Origin of the sequence: Mycobacterium palustre (assembly GCF_002101785.1) — a bacterium.
GTDB lineage: Bacteria > Actinomycetota > Actinomycetes > Mycobacteriales > Mycobacteriaceae > Mycobacterium > Mycobacterium palustre.
On sequence record NZ_LQPJ01000083.1, the window covers coordinates 1 to 20,525 of the forward strand.

17 protein-coding genes are annotated in these 20,525 nt (G+C 66.9%); 9 read left to right on the forward strand and 8 right to left on the reverse strand.

The annotated features are described in order from the left end of the window. Positions 1-78 precede the first annotated feature (78 nt). The 7 genes from AWC19_RS08785 to dnaA form a co-directional block, all read right to left on the reverse strand. Positions 79-975, reverse strand: a complete 897-nt coding sequence (locus AWC19_RS08785; protein WP_085077674.1) for a DUF3566 domain-containing protein — start codon at positions 973-975, stop codon at positions 79-81. Between the two features lie 109 nt (positions 976-1,084). Continuing rightward, on the reverse strand, positions 1,085-4,852 hold the full coding sequence (gene gyrA, locus AWC19_RS08790) for an intein-containing DNA gyrase subunit A (protein ID WP_085077675.1): 3,768 nt from the start codon (positions 4,850-4,852) through the stop codon (positions 1,085-1,087). A 48-nt stretch (positions 4,853-4,900) separates the two neighbouring features. Beyond that, positions 4,901-6,934: a DNA topoisomerase (ATP-hydrolyzing) subunit B gene (gene gyrB, locus AWC19_RS08795; RefSeq protein WP_085077676.1), complete on the reverse strand. Its 2,034-nt coding sequence runs from the start codon at positions 6,932-6,934 to the stop codon at positions 4,901-4,903. Between the two features lie 253 nt (positions 6,935-7,187). Next, positions 7,188-7,742, reverse strand: a complete 555-nt coding sequence (locus AWC19_RS08800) for a DUF721 family protein (RefSeq protein ID WP_085077677.1) — start codon at positions 7,740-7,742, stop codon at positions 7,188-7,190. After that, positions 7,739-8,896, reverse strand: a complete 1,158-nt coding sequence (gene recF / locus AWC19_RS08805) for a DNA replication/repair protein RecF (RefSeq protein ID WP_085077678.1) — start codon at positions 8,894-8,896, stop codon at positions 7,739-7,741. Before recF ends, AWC19_RS08800 begins: the two co-directional genes overlap by 4 nt. Further along, positions 8,897-10,096 (reverse strand): DNA polymerase III subunit beta, encoded by a 1,200-nt coding sequence (gene dnaN, locus AWC19_RS08810; protein WP_085077679.1) that lies wholly within the window; start codon positions 10,094-10,096, stop codon positions 8,897-8,899. A 473-nt stretch (positions 10,097-10,569) separates the two neighbouring features. Continuing rightward, on the reverse strand, positions 10,570-12,108 hold the full coding sequence (gene dnaA, locus AWC19_RS08815; RefSeq protein ID WP_085077680.1) for a chromosomal replication initiator protein DnaA: 1,539 nt from the start codon (positions 12,106-12,108) through the stop codon (positions 10,570-10,572). 581 nt (positions 12,109-12,689) lie between these two features. Here dnaA and rpmH point away from each other — a divergent pair. The 9 genes from rpmH to AWC19_RS08860 all read left to right on the forward strand — a co-directional run bounded on the left by rpmH (position 12,690) and on the right by AWC19_RS08860 (position 19,185). Next, a complete protein-coding gene (gene rpmH, locus AWC19_RS08820; RefSeq protein WP_077100535.1) occupies positions 12,690-12,833 on the forward strand; it encodes a 50S ribosomal protein L34 in 144 nt (47 codons plus the stop codon). A gap of 23 nt (positions 12,834-12,856) precedes the next feature. Then, positions 12,857-13,216, forward strand: a complete 360-nt coding sequence (gene rnpA / locus AWC19_RS08825; RefSeq protein ID WP_085077681.1) for a ribonuclease P protein component — start codon at positions 12,857-12,859, stop codon at positions 13,214-13,216. After that, complete coding sequence (gene yidD, locus AWC19_RS08830; protein WP_085077682.1) at positions 13,213-13,575, forward strand: membrane protein insertion efficiency factor YidD; 363 nt, start codon at positions 13,213-13,215, stop codon at positions 13,573-13,575. The genes rnpA and yidD overlap by 4 nt, the downstream gene beginning before the upstream one ends. Continuing rightward, positions 13,559-14,692, forward strand: coding sequence for a membrane protein insertase YidC (yidC, locus tag AWC19_RS08835; RefSeq protein ID WP_085077683.1), 1,134 nt, complete (start codon positions 13,559-13,561; stop codon positions 14,690-14,692). The genes yidD and yidC overlap by 17 nt, the downstream gene beginning before the upstream one ends. A gap of 77 nt (positions 14,693-14,769) precedes the next feature. Beyond that, on the forward strand, positions 14,770-15,351 hold the full coding sequence (locus AWC19_RS08840; RefSeq protein ID WP_085077684.1) for a Jag family protein: 582 nt from the start codon (positions 14,770-14,772) through the stop codon (positions 15,349-15,351). An 85-nt stretch (positions 15,352-15,436) separates the two neighbouring features. After that, a complete protein-coding gene (rsmG, locus tag AWC19_RS08845) occupies positions 15,437-16,162 on the forward strand; it encodes a 16S rRNA (guanine(527)-N(7))-methyltransferase RsmG (protein ID WP_085077685.1) in 726 nt (241 codons plus the stop codon). Next, on the forward strand, positions 16,159-17,148 hold the full coding sequence (locus AWC19_RS08850; protein ID WP_142281081.1) for a ParA family protein: 990 nt from the start codon (positions 16,159-16,161) through the stop codon (positions 17,146-17,148). The genes rsmG and AWC19_RS08850 overlap by 4 nt, the downstream gene beginning before the upstream one ends. Before the next feature lie 22 nt (positions 17,149-17,170). After that, positions 17,171-18,166: a ParB/RepB/Spo0J family partition protein gene (locus AWC19_RS08855; protein WP_085077687.1), complete on the forward strand. Its 996-nt coding sequence runs from the start codon at positions 17,171-17,173 to the stop codon at positions 18,164-18,166. Positions 18,167-18,429: 263 nt separating this feature from the next. Continuing rightward, a complete protein-coding gene (locus AWC19_RS08860; RefSeq protein ID WP_085077688.1) occupies positions 18,430-19,185 on the forward strand; it encodes an acetyltransferase in 756 nt (251 codons plus the stop codon). Here AWC19_RS08860 and AWC19_RS08865 read toward each other — a convergent pair. Further along, positions 19,182-20,402 (reverse strand): N-acetylmuramoyl-L-alanine amidase, encoded by a 1,221-nt coding sequence (locus tag AWC19_RS08865; protein ID WP_085077689.1) that lies wholly within the window; start codon positions 20,400-20,402, stop codon positions 19,182-19,184. The genes AWC19_RS08860 and AWC19_RS08865 overlap by 4 nt on opposite strands. Positions 20,403-20,525: the final 123 nt, after the last annotated feature.

Sequence of the window (20,525 nt, forward strand, 5' to 3'; positions counted from 1 at the left end):
ACACTCAACGCCGCCACAGCGCACTCAGCGGCCTACCACCCATCAGCCGCCTGTAACCAACGTTATGGCCGGGTACACCTAGTCGCGGTCGGCCAGGGTGACTTCGATGCCGCCGATCAGGTCGGTGGTCAGGTTGTAGACGAAGGCCGCGATGGTGGCCATCGCGGTCAGCAGCACGATGTTGACCAACCCGATGAGCACCGCTCCGCCGAAGATCGTGCCGCTGGAAACCAGTTCGCCGCTGCTGCCGCTGGTGTTGTTCAACAGGTCGCCGACGTTGCTGTTGAGCTTGGCCCACACGCCCATGCCGCCGAGCACGAGATAGAGGAACGCGACGGCGATCATCCACACGAAGAACAACGCCACGGACAGCAGCAGCGACACCTTCAGCGTGCTCCACGGGTCGATCCGGCGGATCTGCATGCTGGCCCGGACCGGGCCGCGGCCCCGCCGCGACACCTGCACGCGGTTTTCGCCGGCCTCCCGGCTCTCTCGGCTGTCGGACGTCGTCGAACGCGCCGATCCCGCGTTGCCGGCGGGCTCCGCGGCGCGTTCCGGAGCGTTCTTGCGCTGCGGGGGCCGCGGGAGCGGGCCGGACAAGTCCGGTAGCTCGCTGGCGTAGGCCTCGGCCGGGGGCCCGTCGCCGCGCGACGGCGCTGCGTCGAATTCGTAAGGCGGCTTTTTAGGGTGTGCCGGCGCGCCGGCCCCCGGTGCGGAGCTGCCGGAAATGAAGCGGTTCAGGCGGGCGTCCGCGCCGCCCGACGGGGTGGGTGGCCGGCCCTCGGCGTGCTGTTCGGCCGAGTGATGCGGTGCCGGCCGCGGTCCGCCCCGGGGCCAGGACGGCGGCTCTGCCGCATCGTGAATGCGGCCGGTCTGCGGCGGCGTCGCGCGGTGTGCACCGGCTCGCTCGGCCGAACCGTCCCCATTGAGGCTTTCGCCCGTCTTGGGGGCGCTCGGCTCGTTCGGTGAGGTCACCCCGACTCCTTAGCTTTCCAACCACGGCCGCCCGCGGGGTGGCAGTCGCGTCATGTCTGGTCGGGCCGAGTCTAAGCCCGCCGCCCGCCCAAACCCTATTGCCCAGCCCCTAGGCTTCCGAATCCGAAGCCTCCTCCGCGGCTTCCTCGGTGGTTCCCTCGGCGTTGCGGGCGATGGCTAACAATGTGTCGCCCTCGCCCAGGTTCATCAACCGCACGCCCTTGGTCTGCCGCCCCGCCTTGCGGACCTGGCGGGCGGCTGTGCGGATCACGCCGCCCCCCGAGGTGATGGCGTACAGCTCGCTGTCGTCGTCGACGATCAGCGCGCCGACCAGCCTGCCCCGCCGGCGGTCGTACATGACGGTCAGCACGCCCTTGCCGCCGCGGCCCTGCACCGGGTATTCCTCGATCGCGGTGCGCTTGGCGTAGCCGCCGGAGGTGGCGACCAGCAGGTAGGTGCCTTCGCGAACCACGTTGAGCGACAACAGGTAATCGTCGGCGTTGAACCGCATGCCCTGCACACCCGAGGTGGCGCGGCCCATCGGGCGCAGCGCCTCGTCGGTCGCCGAGAACCGGATCGACTGACCGTTGGCCGACACCAGCAACAGGTCGTCCTCGGAGGAACACAAGACGGCGCCGACCAGCTCGTCGTTGTCGCGCAGGTTGATCGCGACGATCCCGCCCGACCGGTTCGAGTCGAACTCGGTCAGCCTGGTTTTCTTGACCAACCCGTTGCGGGTGGCCAGCACCAGATACGGGGCGTCCTCGTAGCCGCGAATCTGGATCACCTGCGCGATGCGCTCCTCGGGCTGGAAGGCCAGCAGGTTGGCCACGTGCTGGCCCCGCGCCGTGCGCGACGCCTCGGGCAACTCGTAGGCCTTGGCCCGGTACACCCGGCCCTGCGTGGTGAAAAACAGGATCCAGTCGTGCGTCGAGGACACGAAGAAGTGCGCGACGATGTCGTCCTGCTTGAGCCCGGCGCCCTGTACGCCCTTGCCGCCCCGCTTCTGGCTGCGGTACAGGTCGGTCTTGGTGCGTTTGGCGTAGCCGGTTTCGGTGATGGTGACGACGACATCCTCGCGCGCGATCAGGTCCTCGTCACTGACGTCGCCGTCGGCCGCCACAATCCGGGTGCGACGGTCGTCGCCGTGCTTGTCGACGATCTCCTTCAGCTCGTCGCGCACGATCCCGCGCTGCCGTTCCGGCTTGGCCAGGATGTCTTCCAGGTCGGCGATCTCGGCCTCGATCTTGGCCAGGTCGTCGATGATGCGCTGGCGCTCCAGGGCGGCCAGGCGCCGCAGCTGCATGTCCAGGATGGCCTGGGCCTGGATCTCGTCGATGTCGAGCAGCTCGATCAGGCCCGTGCGCGCGATGTCGACGGTTTCCGACGCCCGGATCAACGCGATGACCTCATCCAGCGCGTCGAGCGCCTTGACCAGGCCGCGCAAGATGTGGGCGCGTTCGTTGGCCTTGCGCAGCCGGTAGGTGGTGCGGCGGACGATGACGTCGAGCTGGTGATCGACGTAGTGGCGGATCATCTGGTCGAGACGCAGGGTGCGCGGCACCCCGTCGACGATGGCCAGCATGTTGGCGCCGAAGCTGGTCTGCAGCTGGGTGTGCTTGTAGAGGTTGTTCAGCACCACCTTGGCGACCGCGTCGCGCTTGAGCTCGACGACGATGCGCACGCCGACGCGGTCGCTGCCCTGGTCTTCGACGTTGGAGATGCCGTTGAGCTTGCCGTCGCGGACCTGCTCGGCGATCGAGGTGATGAAGTTGTCGTGGTTGACCTGATACGGCAACTCGGTGATCACCAAAGACGTTCGGCCCCTGGCTTCTTCGACCTCCACCACACCGCGCATCCGGATCGATCCACGGCCGGTCTTGTAGGCGTCTTGGATGCCCTGGCTTCCGACGATCAGCCCGGAGGTGGGGAAGTCGGGGCCTTTGACCCGCTCCATGACGGCGGCCAGCGTCGCCTCCTCGTCGGCCTCGTGGTTTTCCAGGCACCAGAACACGGCCTCGGCGAGCTCGCGCAGGTTGTGCGGCGGAATGTTGGTCGCCATGCCCACCGCGATGCCGCCGGATCCGTTGGCCAGCAGATTGGGGAACCGGCTGGGCAGCACCGTCGGTTCCTGCACCCGGCCGTCGTAGTTCGGGATGAAATCGACTGTCTCCTCGTCGATTTCGCGCAGCATCTCCATCGCGAGTGGAGTAAGGCGTGCTTCCGTGTTGTGGCTGACGAAGCCGTTGGTGATGAACGCGTGGTCGTCGGTATCGACGCGGAGGCTGTAGACCGGCTGCACGCCCGCCTCGGTCACGGTGGCCACGCGCGCGTAATAGAACCGGCCATCGGTGAGATCGGTTGCAATGGCCCGGACGTCGGGGTCGGCGATGCGGGACAAGATCTGCTCCCCGTCGCGGCGCCACCGCGATAGCCGGTCGATGTTGTGGCGGTTCAGCCAATCCTTATCGACCCAGCGGCTGCCGCAGTGCCTGCGAATGAACCGAGCCAAGCCGGGCACGTAGTCGGTGTCCATACCGGCGCACGGCGGAAACGCGTCCAGTATTGCGAGCAGTTTCTGTTGCTTGGCACCGCCGAATCCGACTTGGCTTGAGAACAGTTCGGCCTGCGCACGGTTGGTGATGACGACCTTGTGCTCGCCAACCGTGTGCCGGTACCGGCGCGAGATCACGCCGAATTCCAGCAGCATCTGCTGCACGTCCTTGGCCAGCTGCTCGCTGCGAGTCGAGTACGAGACTTGAATCGTGTTGCGCGGCAATGCCGAGCACGAGCCATCACCTTCGAACAGCGCCTGCAAGAACACCCGCTTGACGGCGGCGGGCGCGTGCCACAGCCATTCCGGCACATACTTGTCCGCCGATCGCTGGCCAATCGTCTGCCAGAGTCGGCTCCTTTTGAACGCAGTCATGTTCTGCACGTGGAGAACGCTGATCCGCGCGCCCGAAGCGGCCGTCGTCTGATAGATGGTTCGCTTGCCTCCGACAACGGCGTCGTACGCGCCGGCGACCATCGCGAAGTAGTCACGGTCCAGGTTCGCAAAGCCGGCTCGGGTGTCCGAGACATACCCCTCGCTGATGAATGCTCCCGCCAGCAGGGCCTCCATTAGGTCATGCCAGTTCCCAGGACCGAATTCCGTTGGAGGCGTGCGCTGCAGAACGACATAGTCGTCGGCGCGGATTTCCTCGATCAGTTTCCACAGCAGAGTGGGCACGCCAGCAACGTCCACAAGGCACAGCAACGGGTGGTTGGCGGTACCAGTGACCTCGTAGCCTTCGGCAGTTCGCACCGTGAACGTTTCATGCTCGCCGGAATGGAAGAGTCGATCGGCGAGCACGGGATTGCCGTGCCGGTCTATCACCTTGAGTTCGACGGTGTTGTCCGAGTGCGGACGGGGTTTGCTGACGACATCGCCGATTCGTATCGACTGCCCAAAAGGCAAGCGCAGCAACGTATCTCCCGAGCAGCAGTATCTCATGGCCGCCGGTGGGTCGTTGCCCGGCGAACCGAAGTTGCCCTGCCCGTCGACGAGCGGGTACCGCAGCGACCACGGCTGCGCCATGCGCACCAACGTGTCGTAGATCGACGCGTCGCCGTGCGGGTGGTAGTTACCCATCGTCTCGGCGACCGAGCGCGCCGACTTGGCGTGGCTGCGGTCCGGGCGGAATCCCGAGTCGTACATCGCATACAGGACGCGGCGGTGCACCGGCTTGAGGCCGTCGCGCACCTCCGGCAGCGCGCGACCCACGATCACGCTCATCGCGTAGTCGATGTAGCTGCGCTGCATCTCCTGCTGAATGTCGACCGGCTCGATCCGGTCGCCGGCCTCGTCGCCGGGCGGCAGCGTGGTGTCAGTCATGCATTCCTCGTTTGTTCGGGGTAGGTGAGTCTGACCGCTCAGACGTCGCTAAACGTCTAGGAAGCGAACGTCTTTGGCGTTTCGGGTGATAAAGCTTCTGCGCGCGTCGACGTCTTCGCCCATCAGGATGGAGAACAGCTCGTCGGCGGCCGCCGCGTCGTCGAGGGTCACCTGACGCAGCACCCGCACCGAGGGATCCATCGTGGTTTCCCACAGCTCTTTGGCGTCCATTTCGCCCAGACCCTTGTAGCGCTGGATGCCGTCCTCCTTGTTGATCTTCTTGCCGGCCTTGAGCCCGGCCTCCAGCAGGCCGTCGCGCTCGCGGTCGGAGTAGGCGAACTCCGGGTCGCTGCGCTGCCACTTCAGCTTGTACAGCGGCGGCTGGGCCAAAAACACGTGGCCGTTTTCGATCAGCGGCCGCATGAACCGGAACAACAACGTCAACAGCAGCGTCGAGATGTGTTGGCCGTCAACGTCGGCGTCGGCCATCAGCACGATCTTGTGATACCGCAGCTTGGCGATGTCGAACTCGTCGTGGATGCCGGTGCCCAGCGCGGTGATGATCGCCTGGACCTCGGTGTTTTTCAGCACCCGGTCGATGCGCGCCTTCTCGACGTTAATGATCTTGCCGCGCAACGGCAGGATAGCCTGGAACATCGAGTCGCGGCCGCTTTTGGCCGAGCCGCCAGCCGAATCGCCCTCCACCACATACAGTTCCGACTTGCGCGGGTCGGTGGAGCGGCAGTCGGCGAGCTTGCCCGGCAGGCCGCCCAGGTCGGTGGCGCTCTTGCGCCGCACCAGCTCACGCGCCTTGCGCGCCGCGATGCGCGCCTGCGCTGACGAAACCGCCTTGTTCACAACGGTCTTGGCGTCGGCGGGATTGGCCTCGAACCAGTGGGTGAGCTGTTCGTTGCAGACCTTCTGCACGAACGACTTGACCTCGGTGTTGCCCAGTTTGGTCTTGGTCTGGCCCTCGAATTGCGGCTCACCGACCTTGACCGAGATGACCGCCGCCAGGCCCTCGCGGATGTCGTCCCCGGTCAGGTTGGGGTCTTTGTCCTTCAGCAGCTTCTTGTCCTTGGCGTACTTGTTGACCACCGATGTCAGCGCGCTGCGGAAGCCCTCTTCGTGGGTGCCGCCCTCGTGGGTGTTGATGGTGTTGGCGAAGGTGTGCACCGACTCCGAATAACCGGCGTTCCACTGCATGGCGATCTCGACTTCGTGTCCCGGTCCCTTGCCGGAAAAATCCACGATGCTGCTGTGAATCGGGCTCTTGGTGCGGTTGATGTGCTTGACGAAGTCCACCAACCCGCCGGGGTAGTGGAACGTGCGGTGCTTGACCTTGTGGTGGCCCGTCGATTCGGCCGCCTTTTCCTCCGCCGACTTGGGCGCCTCGGCGGTGTCGCTGACCACATCGTCGACGACCTCTTCCTGGGTGACCCGCTCGTCGGTGAAGTTGATCGTCAAACCCTTGTTCAGGAAGGCCATTTCCTGCAGCCGGCGCGCGACCGTCTCGAAGTCGTATTCGGTGGTTTCGAAGATGTCGGGATCGGCCCAGAACCGGACCCGCGTCCCGGTCTTCTTGGTGGCCTCGCCCTGCTTGAGGGTCCCCGGCTCGGCGTGGTCGTAGAACTGCGACCACTCATAGCCGTCGCGGGAGATGTCCACCTCGAGCCGGGTCGACAGCGCGTTGACCACCGACACACCCACGCCGTGCAACCCGCCGCTGACGTTGTAGCCGCTGTTCTCGCCGCCGAACTTGCCCCCGGCGTGCAGCTGCGTCATCACCACATCGACGGTCGGCATGCCCGTGGCATGCATCGCTACCGGGATCCCGCGCCCGTTGTCGGCGACCTCGACGCCGCCGTCCTCGAGTAGGCGGACGTCGACCTCCGTGGCGTAACCGGCCATCGCCTCGTCCACCGCGTTGTCGACGACTTCCCAGATGAGGTGGTGCAGGCCGCGCTCACCGGTGGACCCGATGTACATCCCGGGGCGTTTGCGGACGGCTTCCAGACCCTCCAGTACCGTGATTTGGGCGGCGCCGTATTCGTCTTGTGGTTTCTTCTTTTGGGCAGCCACAGTCGGGATGCTCTCCTTGGGGTTGCGTGCGAGCGGTCCAGTCACCGCAGTAGTCGTACCTCCACTCTACCGTGATCGGGGGTCAGGACCGATTTTCTGGGCGCGTTTCTACCTGTCTGACCGCGCCGTGTGCTCAATATCTTCCATCTCGGCGCGTCCTGACGTTTGCCGAGTGGGTCCGGATCGTCCTGGTGGCTCTCAGCCGCTTGTTAGTCGGGTCCCGACTGGGGATGCCTTTCCGGCTTTCGATGCCTCAGCCGTAGGTGTCGCGCGGCCCGCGGCCGGCGATGTGTCGTGGTCCCTTGCGCCACGACGGGGCGGCCGGGCCGGTGATTTTCAGTGAGGTGACCACCCCGTTGCCCACCGCCGCAGCAATCTTTGCCAGCAGCTGGCCCTGGATCATCCGCAACTGGGTGGCCCAAGCCGTCGATTCGGCCGCCACGCTCAGCACACCGTCTTTCAGCGCGGTCGGGATCGCGTGGTCGGCGATCTGCTGACCCACCACCGACGACCACTGCCCGAACACCGTGCCCTCGGCGACGTGGACCGACCAGCCACGCTTTTTCGCCAGGTCGCGCGCCAGCCTGCCCAGCGGTTGCGGGTCACGTGCGTCGGGCCCCGGCCCCGACCAGCTGCGCCGCTGCCCCGCGACACGACGCGCACCGGCCGGCATCGCCCGCCCGCGGCCGGCGTCCTTCCCCTGCGCGCGGGCCGCCGCGCGTGCTTCCTCGAGCGTGCGCCTTACCAGGTCGATGCCGGTCAAGCCGCCCAGCTTTTCGGGGTCGTTGCCCTCATCGGCGCCGCTCATGAGCGCACCACCGACACCCGTCCGGAGTCCTCGTCACGCAAATCGATGTGCACCCGCATAGCGTCCCAGTCGGCCGGGATATCTTCCAGCACCGCCGCTGTCACCAAAACCTGTTCCGCCGATTCCGCCACCGTGGCCAGCGCGCGTCGCCGCGTGGCGTCGAGTTCGGCGAAGACGTCGTCGAGCAACAGCACGGGTTCGCCGCCGTCTGTCCGCAGCAGTTCATACGCCGCCAGGCGCAGCGCCAAGGCGAAGGACCACGATTCCCCGTGGCTCGCAAAGCCTTTCGCGGGTTGCTCGCCCAGCCGTAACTCGAGATCGTCGCGGTGCGGTCCAACCAGACACATCCCGCGCTCCAATTCGGCGTCGCGGCGCGCCGCCAGCGCGGCCAGCAGCGCGGCCTCCAAAAACGCGCGGTCGGTGCCGTCGAAGTCTCCCGCGGTTTCGGCGCCCAGGCTGGTGCGATACCCGATCGATGCGGCGCGGGAACCCGGTGCCAGCAGCTGGTAGGCCTTCTCCACCTCGGGCGCCAACTGGTTCACCAGCTCGATGCGCGCGGCAATCAGTTCGGCGCCGTGCTCGGCCAGCCGGCTGTCCCACACGTCGAGGGTGTCCAGGGCACCCCGATCGCCGCGGTACCGGGCCCCCGACACCGACTTCAACAAGGCGGTCCGCTGCCGCAACACCTTGTCGTAGTCGGCACGCACGCCGGCCACCGTGGGCCGGCGCACAGTCGCCAATTCGTCGAGGTAGCGGCGCCGATCGGCCGGATCTCCACGCACCAACGCCAGGTCTTCCGGCGCGAAGAGCACCGCGCGCAACACCCCGACCACCTCGCGGGTGCTGCGCACCGGGGAGCGGTTCAGGCGCGCTTTGTTGGCGCGGCCCGCGGCGATCTCCAGGTCGATAGCGCACTCCCTGCCTTCGTTGACGACGATCGTCGACACCACCGCCCGGCTGGCGCCGGCCCGGATCAGCGGCTGGTCGGTGCCGACCCGGTGCGAGCCCAGTGTGGTCGAATACCAAAGGGCTTCAACAAGGTTGGTCTTTCCGAAGCCGTTTGGGCCGACGAACACCGTCCGGCCCGGCTGCAATTCGAGGTCGGCGTGCGCCCAGGACCGGAAATCACGCAGCCCCAAATGCCGGACGTACACCTATCCGGGCAGCCGCACGGGCATCAGCAGGTATACGTAGTCCGTCGGCAACGCGGCAAACGGCCCCGTCCCGCTCGGCTGGCTGTCGCCGTCGAACGCCGGGCGCAGCAGCGCCGGCTTGCCCGGCGTGGTGAAACCGAACGACACCCGCTCGGAGTGCACCGACGCCAGACCGTCGGTGAGATAGGTCGGGTTGAACGCGATCGTCAAGGGCTCGCCGACGAAATCGACCGACAAATCTTCTTCGGCGCGGCCCACGTCGTCGGCGCCGGCGGACAGCCGCAGCATGCCGTCACCGAATTCCATCCGCACCTGCGCGCCCCGGTCGGCGACCAGCGCGACCAGCTTGATGGCTTCGGTCAACTCGGCCACGTTGATGGTGGCCACGGCGGTGTGCTCGGTTGGCAACAACTGGCGGAACTTAGGGAACTCCGCATCCAGCAGCCGGGTGGTGCTGCGCTTGCCGTTGCCGCTGATCCCGAGCAGGCCGTCCTTGCCGACACCCGAGCCGGCGCCCAACGACAACCGGACCTCCGAGCCGTCGGCGCCGGCCTTGGCGGCCTCGGACAGGGTCCGGGCGGGCACCAACACCGCAGCCTCGATGTCGGGTGACAGCGCCGACCACGTCAGCTCGCGAACCGCCAAGCGGAACCTGTCGGTGGCGGCCAAAACCACCGTGTCGCCCGAGATCTCGACCCTGATGCCGGTCAACATCGGCAGCGTGTCGTCGCGGCCGGCCGCGACGGCCACCTGGCTGATCGCCTCGGCGAACAGATCGGCCGGCAGGGTGCCGGTGCCTTCCGGCAAGGCCGGCAGCGCCGGGTAATCCTCGACCGGCATGGTCGGCAGCGAAAACCTCGCGCTTCCGCAGGTCAGGGCCACCCGGTTGCCATCGACGTAGAAGTCGACGGGCTTGTTGGGCAACGCCTTGGTGATATCGGATAACAACCTGCCGGAGACCAAAACGGTTCCGGGAGAAGCGATCTCGGCCGCGACCTGAGCTTCGGCGGATACCTCGTAGTCGAACCCGGAGATGGTCAGGCCCTCATCGGAGCCGGACAACAAGACTCCCGACAGAACCGGCACCGCGGGCCTGGTCGGCAGATTCTTCGCCACCCACGACACCGCGTCGGCGAAAGACTCTCGCGCCAGACGAAACTTCAAGTCGGTGAGCCCAGCTGTTGTCGTCGCCGCGTCCATGAGCGTCCCTTACCTGCCGTGTGTTCCAAAAACCGAAGTGGCTAGCCGCCCGCCGCTAGCAGTCGAAAGACAACCGTAGATCGTTGGCGGCCATCTTGAAAGCTAATCGCGAAGGCCGACAAGCCGGGCCAATGCCGGTGCTGCCCGGCCCCGAGTGACGGGTGTCCCCAACGCCGTTCTTCAAAGAAGAACCAACGGAGATAACTCAATAACAGTAGTAAGGGCTGTGCATTCTGGGGACAGCCGGGTCTTGACGCAGCTAGGGGAGCGGGCGAGGTGTGGATGACACGGTTGACAACGGCGCCACGCCTGTGGGGCCGCTGGGGATGACGGACGGATGTGCACGCAGGGCGCAGTACTGCACCGCGATTTCAGCCTGTTGTGCACAGCGGTGCCCACAACGCGCGGGTGTGACGCGTGTTACGGAGGGGTTTGAAGTTTTTTTGAAAAAAAGTGATTCGGAGGCGCGAAGATCAGCGCTTGGACCGCTGCCGGATGCGGGTGGTGAGTTCCTTGACATGATCGAACACCTCACGGCGCTCGGCCATTTCGGACAAGATCTTCCGTTGGGCGTACATCACCGTGGTGTGGTCACGGCCGAACGCCTGGCCGATCTTGGGTAGCGACAGGTCGGTGAGTTCCCGGCACAGATACATCGCGATCTGACGGGATTGAGCCAAAGCGCGAGTCTTGCCCGGGCCCCGCAGCTCTTCGACGGTGGTGTCGAAGTACTCGGCGGTCGCGGCCATGATGGTCGCCGCGCTGATCTGCATGGTGCTGGCGTCGGCGATCAGATCGCGCAGCACGATCTCGGCCAGCGCCTTGTCGATCGGGGTCTTGTTCAGCGACGCGAACGCGGTCACCCGGATCAGCGCGCCTTCGAGCTCGCGGATGTTGCGTTCGATACTGCTGGCGATCAGCTCGAGGACGTCGTCGGGCACCGCCAGCCGCTCCATCTGTGCCTTTTTGCGCAAGATGGCGATGCGGGTCTCGAGCTCGGGCGGCTGCACGTCGGTGATCAGGCCCCATTCGAACCGGGTCCTGAGCCGGTCTTCGAGCGTGGCGAGCTGTTTGGGCGGCCGGTCGGACGAGATGACGATCTGCTTGTTGGCGTTGTGGAGGGTGTTGAAGGTGTGGAAGAACTCTTCCTGGATACCTTCCTTGCCCTCGATGAACTGGATGTCGTCGACCAGCAGCACGTCGACGTCGCGGTAGCTGCGTTTGAAGGCGACTTTGCGGTCGTCGCGCAGCGAGTTGATGAAGTCGTTGGTGAATTCTTCGGTCGACACGTACTTGACCCGCATGCCGGGAAACAACCGCTGCGCGTAATTGCCGGCGGCGTGCAACAGGTGGGTTTTGCCCAGACCGGACTCGCCCCAGATGAACAGCGGGTTGTAAGCGCGGGCCGGGGCTTCGGCGATGGCCAGGGCCGCGGCGTGGGCGAACCGGTTGGACGCGCCGATGACGAACGTGTCGAAGGTGTAGCGGCGGTTGAGGCTGGTGCCGCCGGCGACGGCAGGGTCCGAGGCGTGGGGGCGCCCGGTGAAGTAGTTGGGCCAACTCTGTTCGCCCGCGGCGGCCTCGCCGTTGTCGCCGGTGTCGTAGCCCTCGTCGCCGTCGGGGGTGGTGTCGTCGTCGCGCAGCGCGTCGGACGGGGCGAAGGTGTCGCCTTGGGGGACGGCGCCGTCGTCGCCGTCCTCGGGCGGTGGGGCGATGCGCACGCCGAGTTGGATCTGCTGGCCGAGGCGCCGGCTCAGGGCGTCGGTGATGGGTGCGCGCAGGTGACGTTCGATCTCGGTTTGGACGAAGCTGCTCGGCACCGACAGCAGAGCAAACCCTTCGACGATGGTGAGCGGCTGCACGAGATTCAGCCACGCCCTTTGCTGCGGGGTCAGCGGCGTGACCAGTGTGGTGCGGTTGGTGCCCATGGCGTCTGGCGGGACGTCACCGTTGAGCTCGGAGACGACGGCATTCCACACTGTCGTGAAACCTGAACCGGGGTCATCGGTCAACGACGTATCTCCCTGGTCCGACCTCGAGGTGTAACCACGCCTGGCGATAAAGCAACTGTCCACATACTTATACACAGGTGTGGACAGGATGATCGTAAACGAGCCACAGCCCACCGGCGACGGCTCGCGATCTTCGTGCTGGTGACAACCGGCGTTGGTTATCTAGACAGCTAGTTGATCCGCCATCCTCGCTTTGTCGTCGAGCGCCGTTCCACTCTGAAACGGCATTGCCCGAAGTTAACAGTTTTCCGTGCGGCTGCCAACAGTTCTGCTGCATTCCAATCGGCTTCGTTAGGGTCGTTTGGGGCGGTTCGTCTTTCACTCCCGACATGCTGTCGCAGCCGCGCCGTCGAGAGCGTTTGTTTTCGCCGCCCGACGAGTTGGCTTCGTTGCGACAGAGCAAGTTTGACCCAGCGAACACTCGTCAGTACCCTCAAACAGTCGCCCGAAAGTCGGCGATACGGCTGCGACCAAGGCACCTGTGCCGGGGGACCGCGCCGGCCAGCAGCAGGACTCATCTCCGGACGACCCGCGGGAGCGCGGGCGCCCGGATGGCGTGCCAGAGATACGAGGAGAACGCCGTGGCCAAGGGCAAGCGGACCTTCCAGCCGAACAACCGGCGCCGTGCCCGCGTGCATGGCTTCCGGTTGCGGATGCGTACCCGCGCCGGGCGCTCCATCGTGTCTAGCCGGCGCCGCAAAGGCCGCCGTGCGTTGACTGCCTGATCGCAACGGCAGGTCTTTCGGCGGTGCTTCCCGCACGCAACCGTATGAGGCGGTCAACGGAGTTTGACGCCACGGTGAAGTACGGGTCGCGCACCGTGCAGCCCGACGTCATCGTCCACTTTCGGCGGGCGACCGAGGCCGGCGAGGCCGGGCCGCGAGTCGGACTGATCATCGGAAAGCCGGTGGGCTCGGCCGTGGAACGCCACCGGGTCGCCCGCCGGCTGCGGCATGTGGCGCGAACCATGCTGTGCGACCTGGATCACCGCGATCGGGTGGTGATCCGGGCGCTGCCGAGCAGTCGGCATGCGTCGTCGGCCCGGCTGGAGCAGCAGCTGCGACGCGGCTTGCGCCGCGGTTGCGAATCGGCCGGGACGCGACGATGAGTCCGGTGGCGAGAGCGCGCGCGATAACCGGTGGCGCGGGCACGGCCGTCGCCCGCGGACTGATCTTCCTGATTGAGCTGTACCGGCACATGGTGTCGCCGCTGCGCCCGGCGACGTGTCGTTTCGTTCCAACCTGTAGCCAGTACGCCGTCGACGCGCTGCACGAATACGGCGTGATTCGGGGTAGCTGGCTGTCCGCGGTCAGGCTCGCCAAGTGCGGTCCATGGCATCGGGGAGGATGGGATCCGATACCGGACCGACATGGATGCCGCCGGATCGACGCCGAAGGCGCCGACCCCGACTCCGGGCACGCGTGCGGCCGTGCGGCCAAGCAACGGGAGAGTGAGTCTTTTGTTTGATTTCTTCAGCCTCGACATCATCTACTACCCGGTGTCGTGGATCATGTGGGTTTGGTACAAACTCTTCGCGTCCGTGCTGGGGCCGTCCAACTTCTTCGCGTGGGCCCTGTCGGTGATGTTCCTGGTGTTCACCCTGCGAGCGTTGCTGTACAAGCCGTTTGTCCGGCAGATCCGTACCACCCGGCAAATGCAGGAGCTGCAGCCACAGATCAAGGCGCTGCAAAAGAAGTACGGCAAGGACCGTCAGCGCATGGCGCTCGAGATGCAGAAGCTGCAACGCGAGCACGGCTTCAACCCGATCCTGGGATGCCTGCCGATGCTCGCCCAGATCCCGGTGTTCCTCGGGCTGTATCACGTGTTGCGGTCGTTCAACCGCACGACCGGCGGGTTCGGCCAGCCGCATTTGTCGGTGATCCAAAACCGGATGACGGGCAACTACGTCTTCACCCCCGCCGACGTCGCGCACTTCCTGGACGCGAATCTGTTCGGCGCCCCGATCGGCGCATTCATGACCCAACACTCCGGGTTGGACGCGTTCACTCACTTCAGTCGGCCCGCGGTCATCGCGGTGGGTGCGCCGGTGATGATCCTGGCCGGCGTCGCGACTTACTTCAACAGCCGCGCGTCGGTGGCCCGCCAGAGCGCGGAGGCGGCCGCCAATCCACAGACCGCGATGATGAACAAGCTGGCGCTGTACGTGTTTCCGCTCGGCGTCGTGGTCGGCGGTCCGTTCCTGCCGTTGGCGATCATCCTGTACTGGTTCGCCAACAACATCTGGACGTTCGGGCAGCAGCATTACGTGTTCGGGATGATCGAGAAGGAAGAAGAGGCCAAGCGGCAGGAGGCCATTCAGCGCCGCGCCGCCAACGCGCCCGCACCCGGGGCCAAACCCAAGCGCAACCCGAAGACGGCGTCGGCGACCGGCAACGGTTCGTCGGCGGCCGCCGACACGGGCGGCGAGCCCGCGGCCGATGCGGGCGGGTCGGACGGGTCCGACACCGCCGGGTCGAAGACCGCGAAGGCCCGGCCGGAGGACGCCGACACCGCTGGACGCAACGGCAGCGCGAGCAACCGCGCCCCGCGGCCGGGGGCGCGCCCCAAGAGGCGCAAACGCTGACAGGGCCCCGCTAAATCCGGGCCGCTTTCGGTTGGGCGGCCATCGGACAGGGACCCGTGGATGAGGGAAGGAACGATATGACAGACGCCGAGACCACCGAGCGCGACTTCGACGCCGAGCTGCCGACCGACGAGGAGACGGCCGAGGCGGCGGGGGAAGCGACGACGGACGCCGACGACGGCGAGATCGACGACGTCGAGGAGCGACTGGTCGCCGAGGGGGAGATCGCCGGCGACTATCTCGAAGAGATGCTGGACCTGTTGGACTTTGACGGCGACATCGACTTGGACGTCGAAGGCGACCGCGCGGTGGTGAGCATCGACGGGAGCGACGATTTGAACAAGTTGGTCGGGCGTGGGGGAGAGGTGCTCGACGCGCTGCAGGAGCTCACCCGGTTGGCGGTGCACCAGAAGACCGGTGTGCGCAGCCGCTTGATGCTCGACATCGCGAGCTGGCGGCGTCGGCGCCGCGAAGAGCTGGCCGCGCTCGGTGACAAGGTGGCCCGCCGGGTGCTGAGCACCGGTGAGCGCGAGGAGCTGTCGCCGATGACGCCGTTCGAGCGCAAGATCGTGCACGACGCCGTCGCGGCGGTGCCGGGCGTGCACAGCGAGAGCGAGGGCGCCGAGCCGTCGCGCCGCGTCGTCGTCCTGCTCGACTGACCCGACCGAGTCACAGCCGTGTAATTCGTGGATGCCACGTCGGCCCGGAGAGACGAGGATGTTTCACGTGAAACGACAGCCGGGGATGTTTCACGTGAAACATGACGGCCCGGGCGACGGGCCGGCGGCCGCCGAGCCCGACGGGCCGAGCGATGCGGCGGCGGCGGTGTTCGGCCCTCGGGTCGACTTGGCACGGCGCTACGCCGAGATGCTGGCCGGCCCCGGCGTGGAACGCGGACTGCTTGGCCCGCGGGAAGTAGGCCGGCTGTGGGATCGCCACCTGCTGAACAGCGCGGTGGTGGGCGAGCTTCTCGGGCCGGGCGAGCGGGTGGTAGACATCGGCAGCGGCGCTGGGCTACCCGGCATACCGCTGGCGATCGCACGCCCCGACCTCGAGATGATTTTGATCGAGCCACTGCTGCGCCGCAGCGAGTTTCTCACCGAGACCGTCGCCGAATTAGGGTTGGCGGTCGAGGTGGTCCGCGGTCGCGCGGAGGAGCCCGGCATCGTACGCCGGTTGGGCCAGAGGGACGCGGCGGTGTCGCGAGCGGTGGCGGCGCTGGACAAGTTGACGAGGTGGAGTATGCCGTTGCTGCGGCCGGGCGGGCGAATGATCGCGATCAAGGGGGAGCGCGCTCCCGACGAAGTGGAACAACACCGGCGTGTGATGGAGGCTTCCGGCGCCGTGGATGTCAGGGTGGTGACATGTGGCGCGAACTATTTGCGTCCGCCCGCAACCGTGGTGTTAGCGCGGCGTGGAAGGCAGGCGGGCGCGCGGCCCGCACGACGAGCGGACAGGGGGACGCGGTGAGTTCGCCACATGACGGGCCCGCCGGGGCGCCGCCGTCGGCCGTCGCGCACGGCGTTACGCCCGCCGCGACGCCGCCCTCAGCCGCTCCGCGCGACGATTCGTTCGGCGATGTTTCACGTGAAACATCCGCCGAATACGACACCCCGATCGGCGCGGCGGCCGAGCGGGCGATGCGCGTCCTGCACACCACCTACCCGCCGCTGCGTCGACCCCGGCACCGCCGGGTGTTCACGGTCGCAAACCAGAAGGGCGGCGTCGGCAAAACCACCACCGCAGTCAACCTCGCCGCCGCCCTGGCGGTGCAGGGGCTCAAGACGCTCGTGATCGACCTCGACCCCCAGGGCAACGCGAGCACCGCGCTCGGCATCCAGGACCGCCAGGCGGGCACGCCGTCCTCGTACGAGGTTCTGCTCGGGGAGGTCTCTCTTCGTGACGCACTGCGGGTGAGCCCGCACAGCCAGCGGCTGTTCTGCGTGCCGGCGACCATCGACCTCGCCGGCGCCGAGATCGAATTGGTCAGCATGGTCGCCCGCGAGAACCGGCTCCGCACCGCGCTGGCCGGACTCGACCAGTTCGACTTCGATTACGTCTTCGTCGACTGCCCGCCGTCACTCGGCCTGCTGACGATCAACGCGCTCGTCGCCGCGCCCGAGGTGATGATCCCGATCCAGTGCGAGTACTACGCGCTCGAAGGGGTGTCACAGCTGATGCGCAACATCGAGATGGTGAAGGCCCACCTGAATCCCCAACTCGAGGTCACCACGGTGATCCTGACCATGTACGACGGGCGGACCAAGCTCGCCGACCAGGTGGCCGAGGAGGTGCGCCGGTATTTCGGCCCCAAGGTGTTGCGGACGGTGATCCCGCGCAGCGTCAAGGTGTCGGAGGCGCCGGGCTACAGCATGACGATCATCGACTACGACCCCGGCTCTCGCGGGGCGATGAGCTATCTCGACGCGAGCCGCGAGCTCGCCGAACGCGATTGACACCACCGGTGAAGGGACAATCATGACGCAGCCACTACGGAAGAAGGGCGGCCTCGGCCGGGGACTGGCTTCGCTGATCCCGACCGGCCCGGCCGAGGCCGACTCCGGGCCGGCGACCCTCGGGCCGCGGATGGGGGACGCCGCCGCCGACGTGCTGATCGGCGGGCCGGCCACCGACGCGGCCGCCGTCGGCGCGGTCTACCGCGAGATCGCGCCCGGCGACATCGAGCGCAATCCCCGCCAGCCGCGCCAGGTCTTCGACGAAGAGGCGCTGTCCGAGCTCGTTCACTCGATCCGCGAGTTCGGGCTCCTGCAGCCGATCGTGGTACGAGAGGTGTCCGGGTCGGCCAGCGGCGCCCGGTATCAAATCGTGATGGGGGAGCGGCGGTGGCGCGCCGCCCAGCAGGCGGGGTTGGCGACCATCCCCGCGATCGTGCGCGAGACCGGTGACAACGACCTGCTGCGCGACGCCTTGCTGGAAAACATCCACCGCGTCCAGCTGAACCCGCTTGAGGAGGCGGCCGCCTACCAGCAGCTGCTCGACGAGTTTGGCGTCACCCACGACGAACTCGCGAACCGCATCGGCCGGTCGCGGCCGCTGATCACCAACATGATCCGGCTGCTGAAGCTGCCGATCCCGGTGCAGCGCCGGGTGGCGGCCGGGGTGCTGTCGGCGGGGCACGCGCGCGCGCTGCTGTCGCTCGAAGCGGGCCCGGAGGCGCAGGAGGAGCTCGCCAGCCGGATCGTCGCCGAGGGCCTGTCCGTGCGGGCCACCGAAGAGGCGGTCACTTTAGCCAACCGCGAGTCCGACCGGGGGGATGCCGCCACCCCGGCGCCGCAGCGCCGCAAGCCGATCCAGATGCCCGGCCTGCAAGACGTTGCTGAGCGGCTGTCGAACGCCTTTGATACTCGCGTGACGGTCAGCCTCGGCAAACGCAAGGGACGCATCGTGGTGGAGTTCGGCTCGGTGGACGATTTGCAGCGGATCGTCGACGTGATGACCCCGCCGAAGCCGTGACCATCCATACCGTGTAATTACGTCACTGTGACGCCGAGCCGGCGCGCGGCGCCAAAGTAGCGCCTTCTCATCGCGGATTCCCGTGTGCCTCAAGCTAATTCGGCCGCCGAGCGACGTGCCCGCGACGGGTCGAAGGGTTGGACGCACCGGCGCGAGTGGCGTGTCAAACACTGGTCCGATGCCGACCAACTCTCCTATCCTGGAGGGGCTGCCAGTGGCTCGACACTTGATGACCGCGGTACCGCACGGAAGCCAGGAGGCTAGTGTCCGCTCGAATCACGCCGTTGCGGCTCGAGAGTTTCGAGCAGCTTCCCAAGCACGCGCGCCGGTGCGTCTTCTGGGAGGTCGATCCGGCGACCCTCGGGAACCAGAACCACCTCGCCGACCCCGAATTCGAAAAGGAAGCGTGGCTGTCGATGGTCATGCTGGAGTGGGGTTCGTGCGGCCAGGTGGCGCTCGCCGTCCCCGATGACGAGCGCAGTCACATCGAGCAGCAGTGCCTGGGGTACGTGCTGTACGCGCCGCCGCGGGCGGTACCGCGGGCGCAGCGATTTCCGACCGCGCCGGTGTCCGCCGATGCGGTGCTGCTGACGTCGATGAACATCGAGCCGGGGCAGGCCGCCGACGATCTACCGCATGGTCTCATCGCCCGGGTGATCGACGAGCTGGTGCGCCGCGGGGTCCGGGCCCTGGAGGCGTTCGGGCGCACGCCCGCCGCGTCCGAGCTGCAGGATCCGCGCGCGGCGGCCCCCGACGTGCGGCCGGTGTTGGAGGCCCTCGGCGACTGCTCAGTCGACCACTGCGTCATCGACGCCGAGTTCCTCAAGGACGTGGGATTCGTTGTCGTGGCGCCACATACGTACTTCCCGCGGCTGCGGCTAGAGCTGGACAAAGGCCTGAGCTGGAAGGCTCAAGTCGAGGCGGCGCTGGAGCGCCTGCTGGCCAACGCGCAACTGGAGCAGCCGGTCGGGGCGGGGTCCTCCGCCGGCAACACGCTGAAAATCACCCAGGGGGGTTAGGAACCACCGAGGCGGCTGGTCCGCTCCACCGACAGTTCGTGGGCAAGCAGCTCGGCGAACGTGAAAGTGCCTGTGGGGCGGTCGTTCTTACCCAGCAGATAAAGCCGCTTGACCGCGGCGAGGATGCCCTCGGCGATGGCGTCGCGGGTCTGCGTCGAGATCAGCATGGCGCGGTCGTGCGGGTTGGTGATGTAGCCGACGTCCACCTGAACGGTCGGCATCCGCGTCAGGCGCAGCAGGTCCCACGTCCGGCCGTGAGTGCGGCAATCGCGTAAACCGGTGCGCGCCACCACTTCTCGCTGGATGAAGTCGGCGAGGTTGCGTCCGATGGTGGATACCGACCCGTGCGAGTTGCCGAAGTGAAACGACGCCACCCCGTTGGCCGCCGGGCTGCGCTGGGATTCGCAGCGCAGGCTGATCATCAAGTCCGCGCCGACGTTGTTGGCCGTCGCGGCGCGCTCGGCGTCCGAGGGGCTGCGGTTGGTCGGCCGCGACAGGAAGGTCTCCATGCCGATGGCGGTCATGCGTCCCTCGAGCCGACTTGCCAAGTCCCACAAGATGTCCGCTTCGCTGATGGGCCCGGCCGGGCCGTGAGCGATCAGGCCGTGGTCGTCGCCGCCGCGGCCGGGGTCGATGATGATGCGCTTGCCCGAGAGTTTGGGGCCGGAGCGCCGGACCAGCTCCTCCTCGCGGATGGCGTGCGGTGACCCGCCGGTCACCCGGGAACTCAGAAAGTACAACGAGCGCAACGTTTCCGGGCCGCAGACGCCGTCGGCGGCCAGGCCGTACTCCCGTTGGTACGACATCAGCGCGTTGTGGGTCTGCAGACCGAAGTAGCCGTCGACCAGGCCGGTGTAGAAGCCGAGGTCTTGCAACCGCGCTTGCAGCGTCGCGACGTCGTCGCCGTAGAGCGGGGCCCCGAATTGGTGATACAGGGTGCGCGCGCCGAGCCGATACGAGGCCTCTTTCAGCGCGCGGTAAGTGGCTTCGCCGACGATGCCGTCCACGAGCAGGCCACGATTCTGCTGAAAGGCGCGCACCGCACGGTCGAGTTCGGCGTCGAAGACCTCGGGAATCACGTGTTGGCCGGTGGTCAGGTCTTCCTCGGTATCGTCGAGCAGCCCTAGCGCGGCCAGCGTCGCCCGGATCTCGGTCACAGCAGCGCCGCGGTCCCCATAACGCAGCGCGCCGCCGTCTACACGGCGCGGATCCGACATACCAAGGGCCCTCCGGTAAAAGGCTGAACGGGCAGCAGCTAGCCGCTATTGTCGCAGACGCTTCTCAATTTCCGGAAAACCCCAGGCTAAGCGGGGGCACGGCGTGGTGGGGGTGAAGAAGCG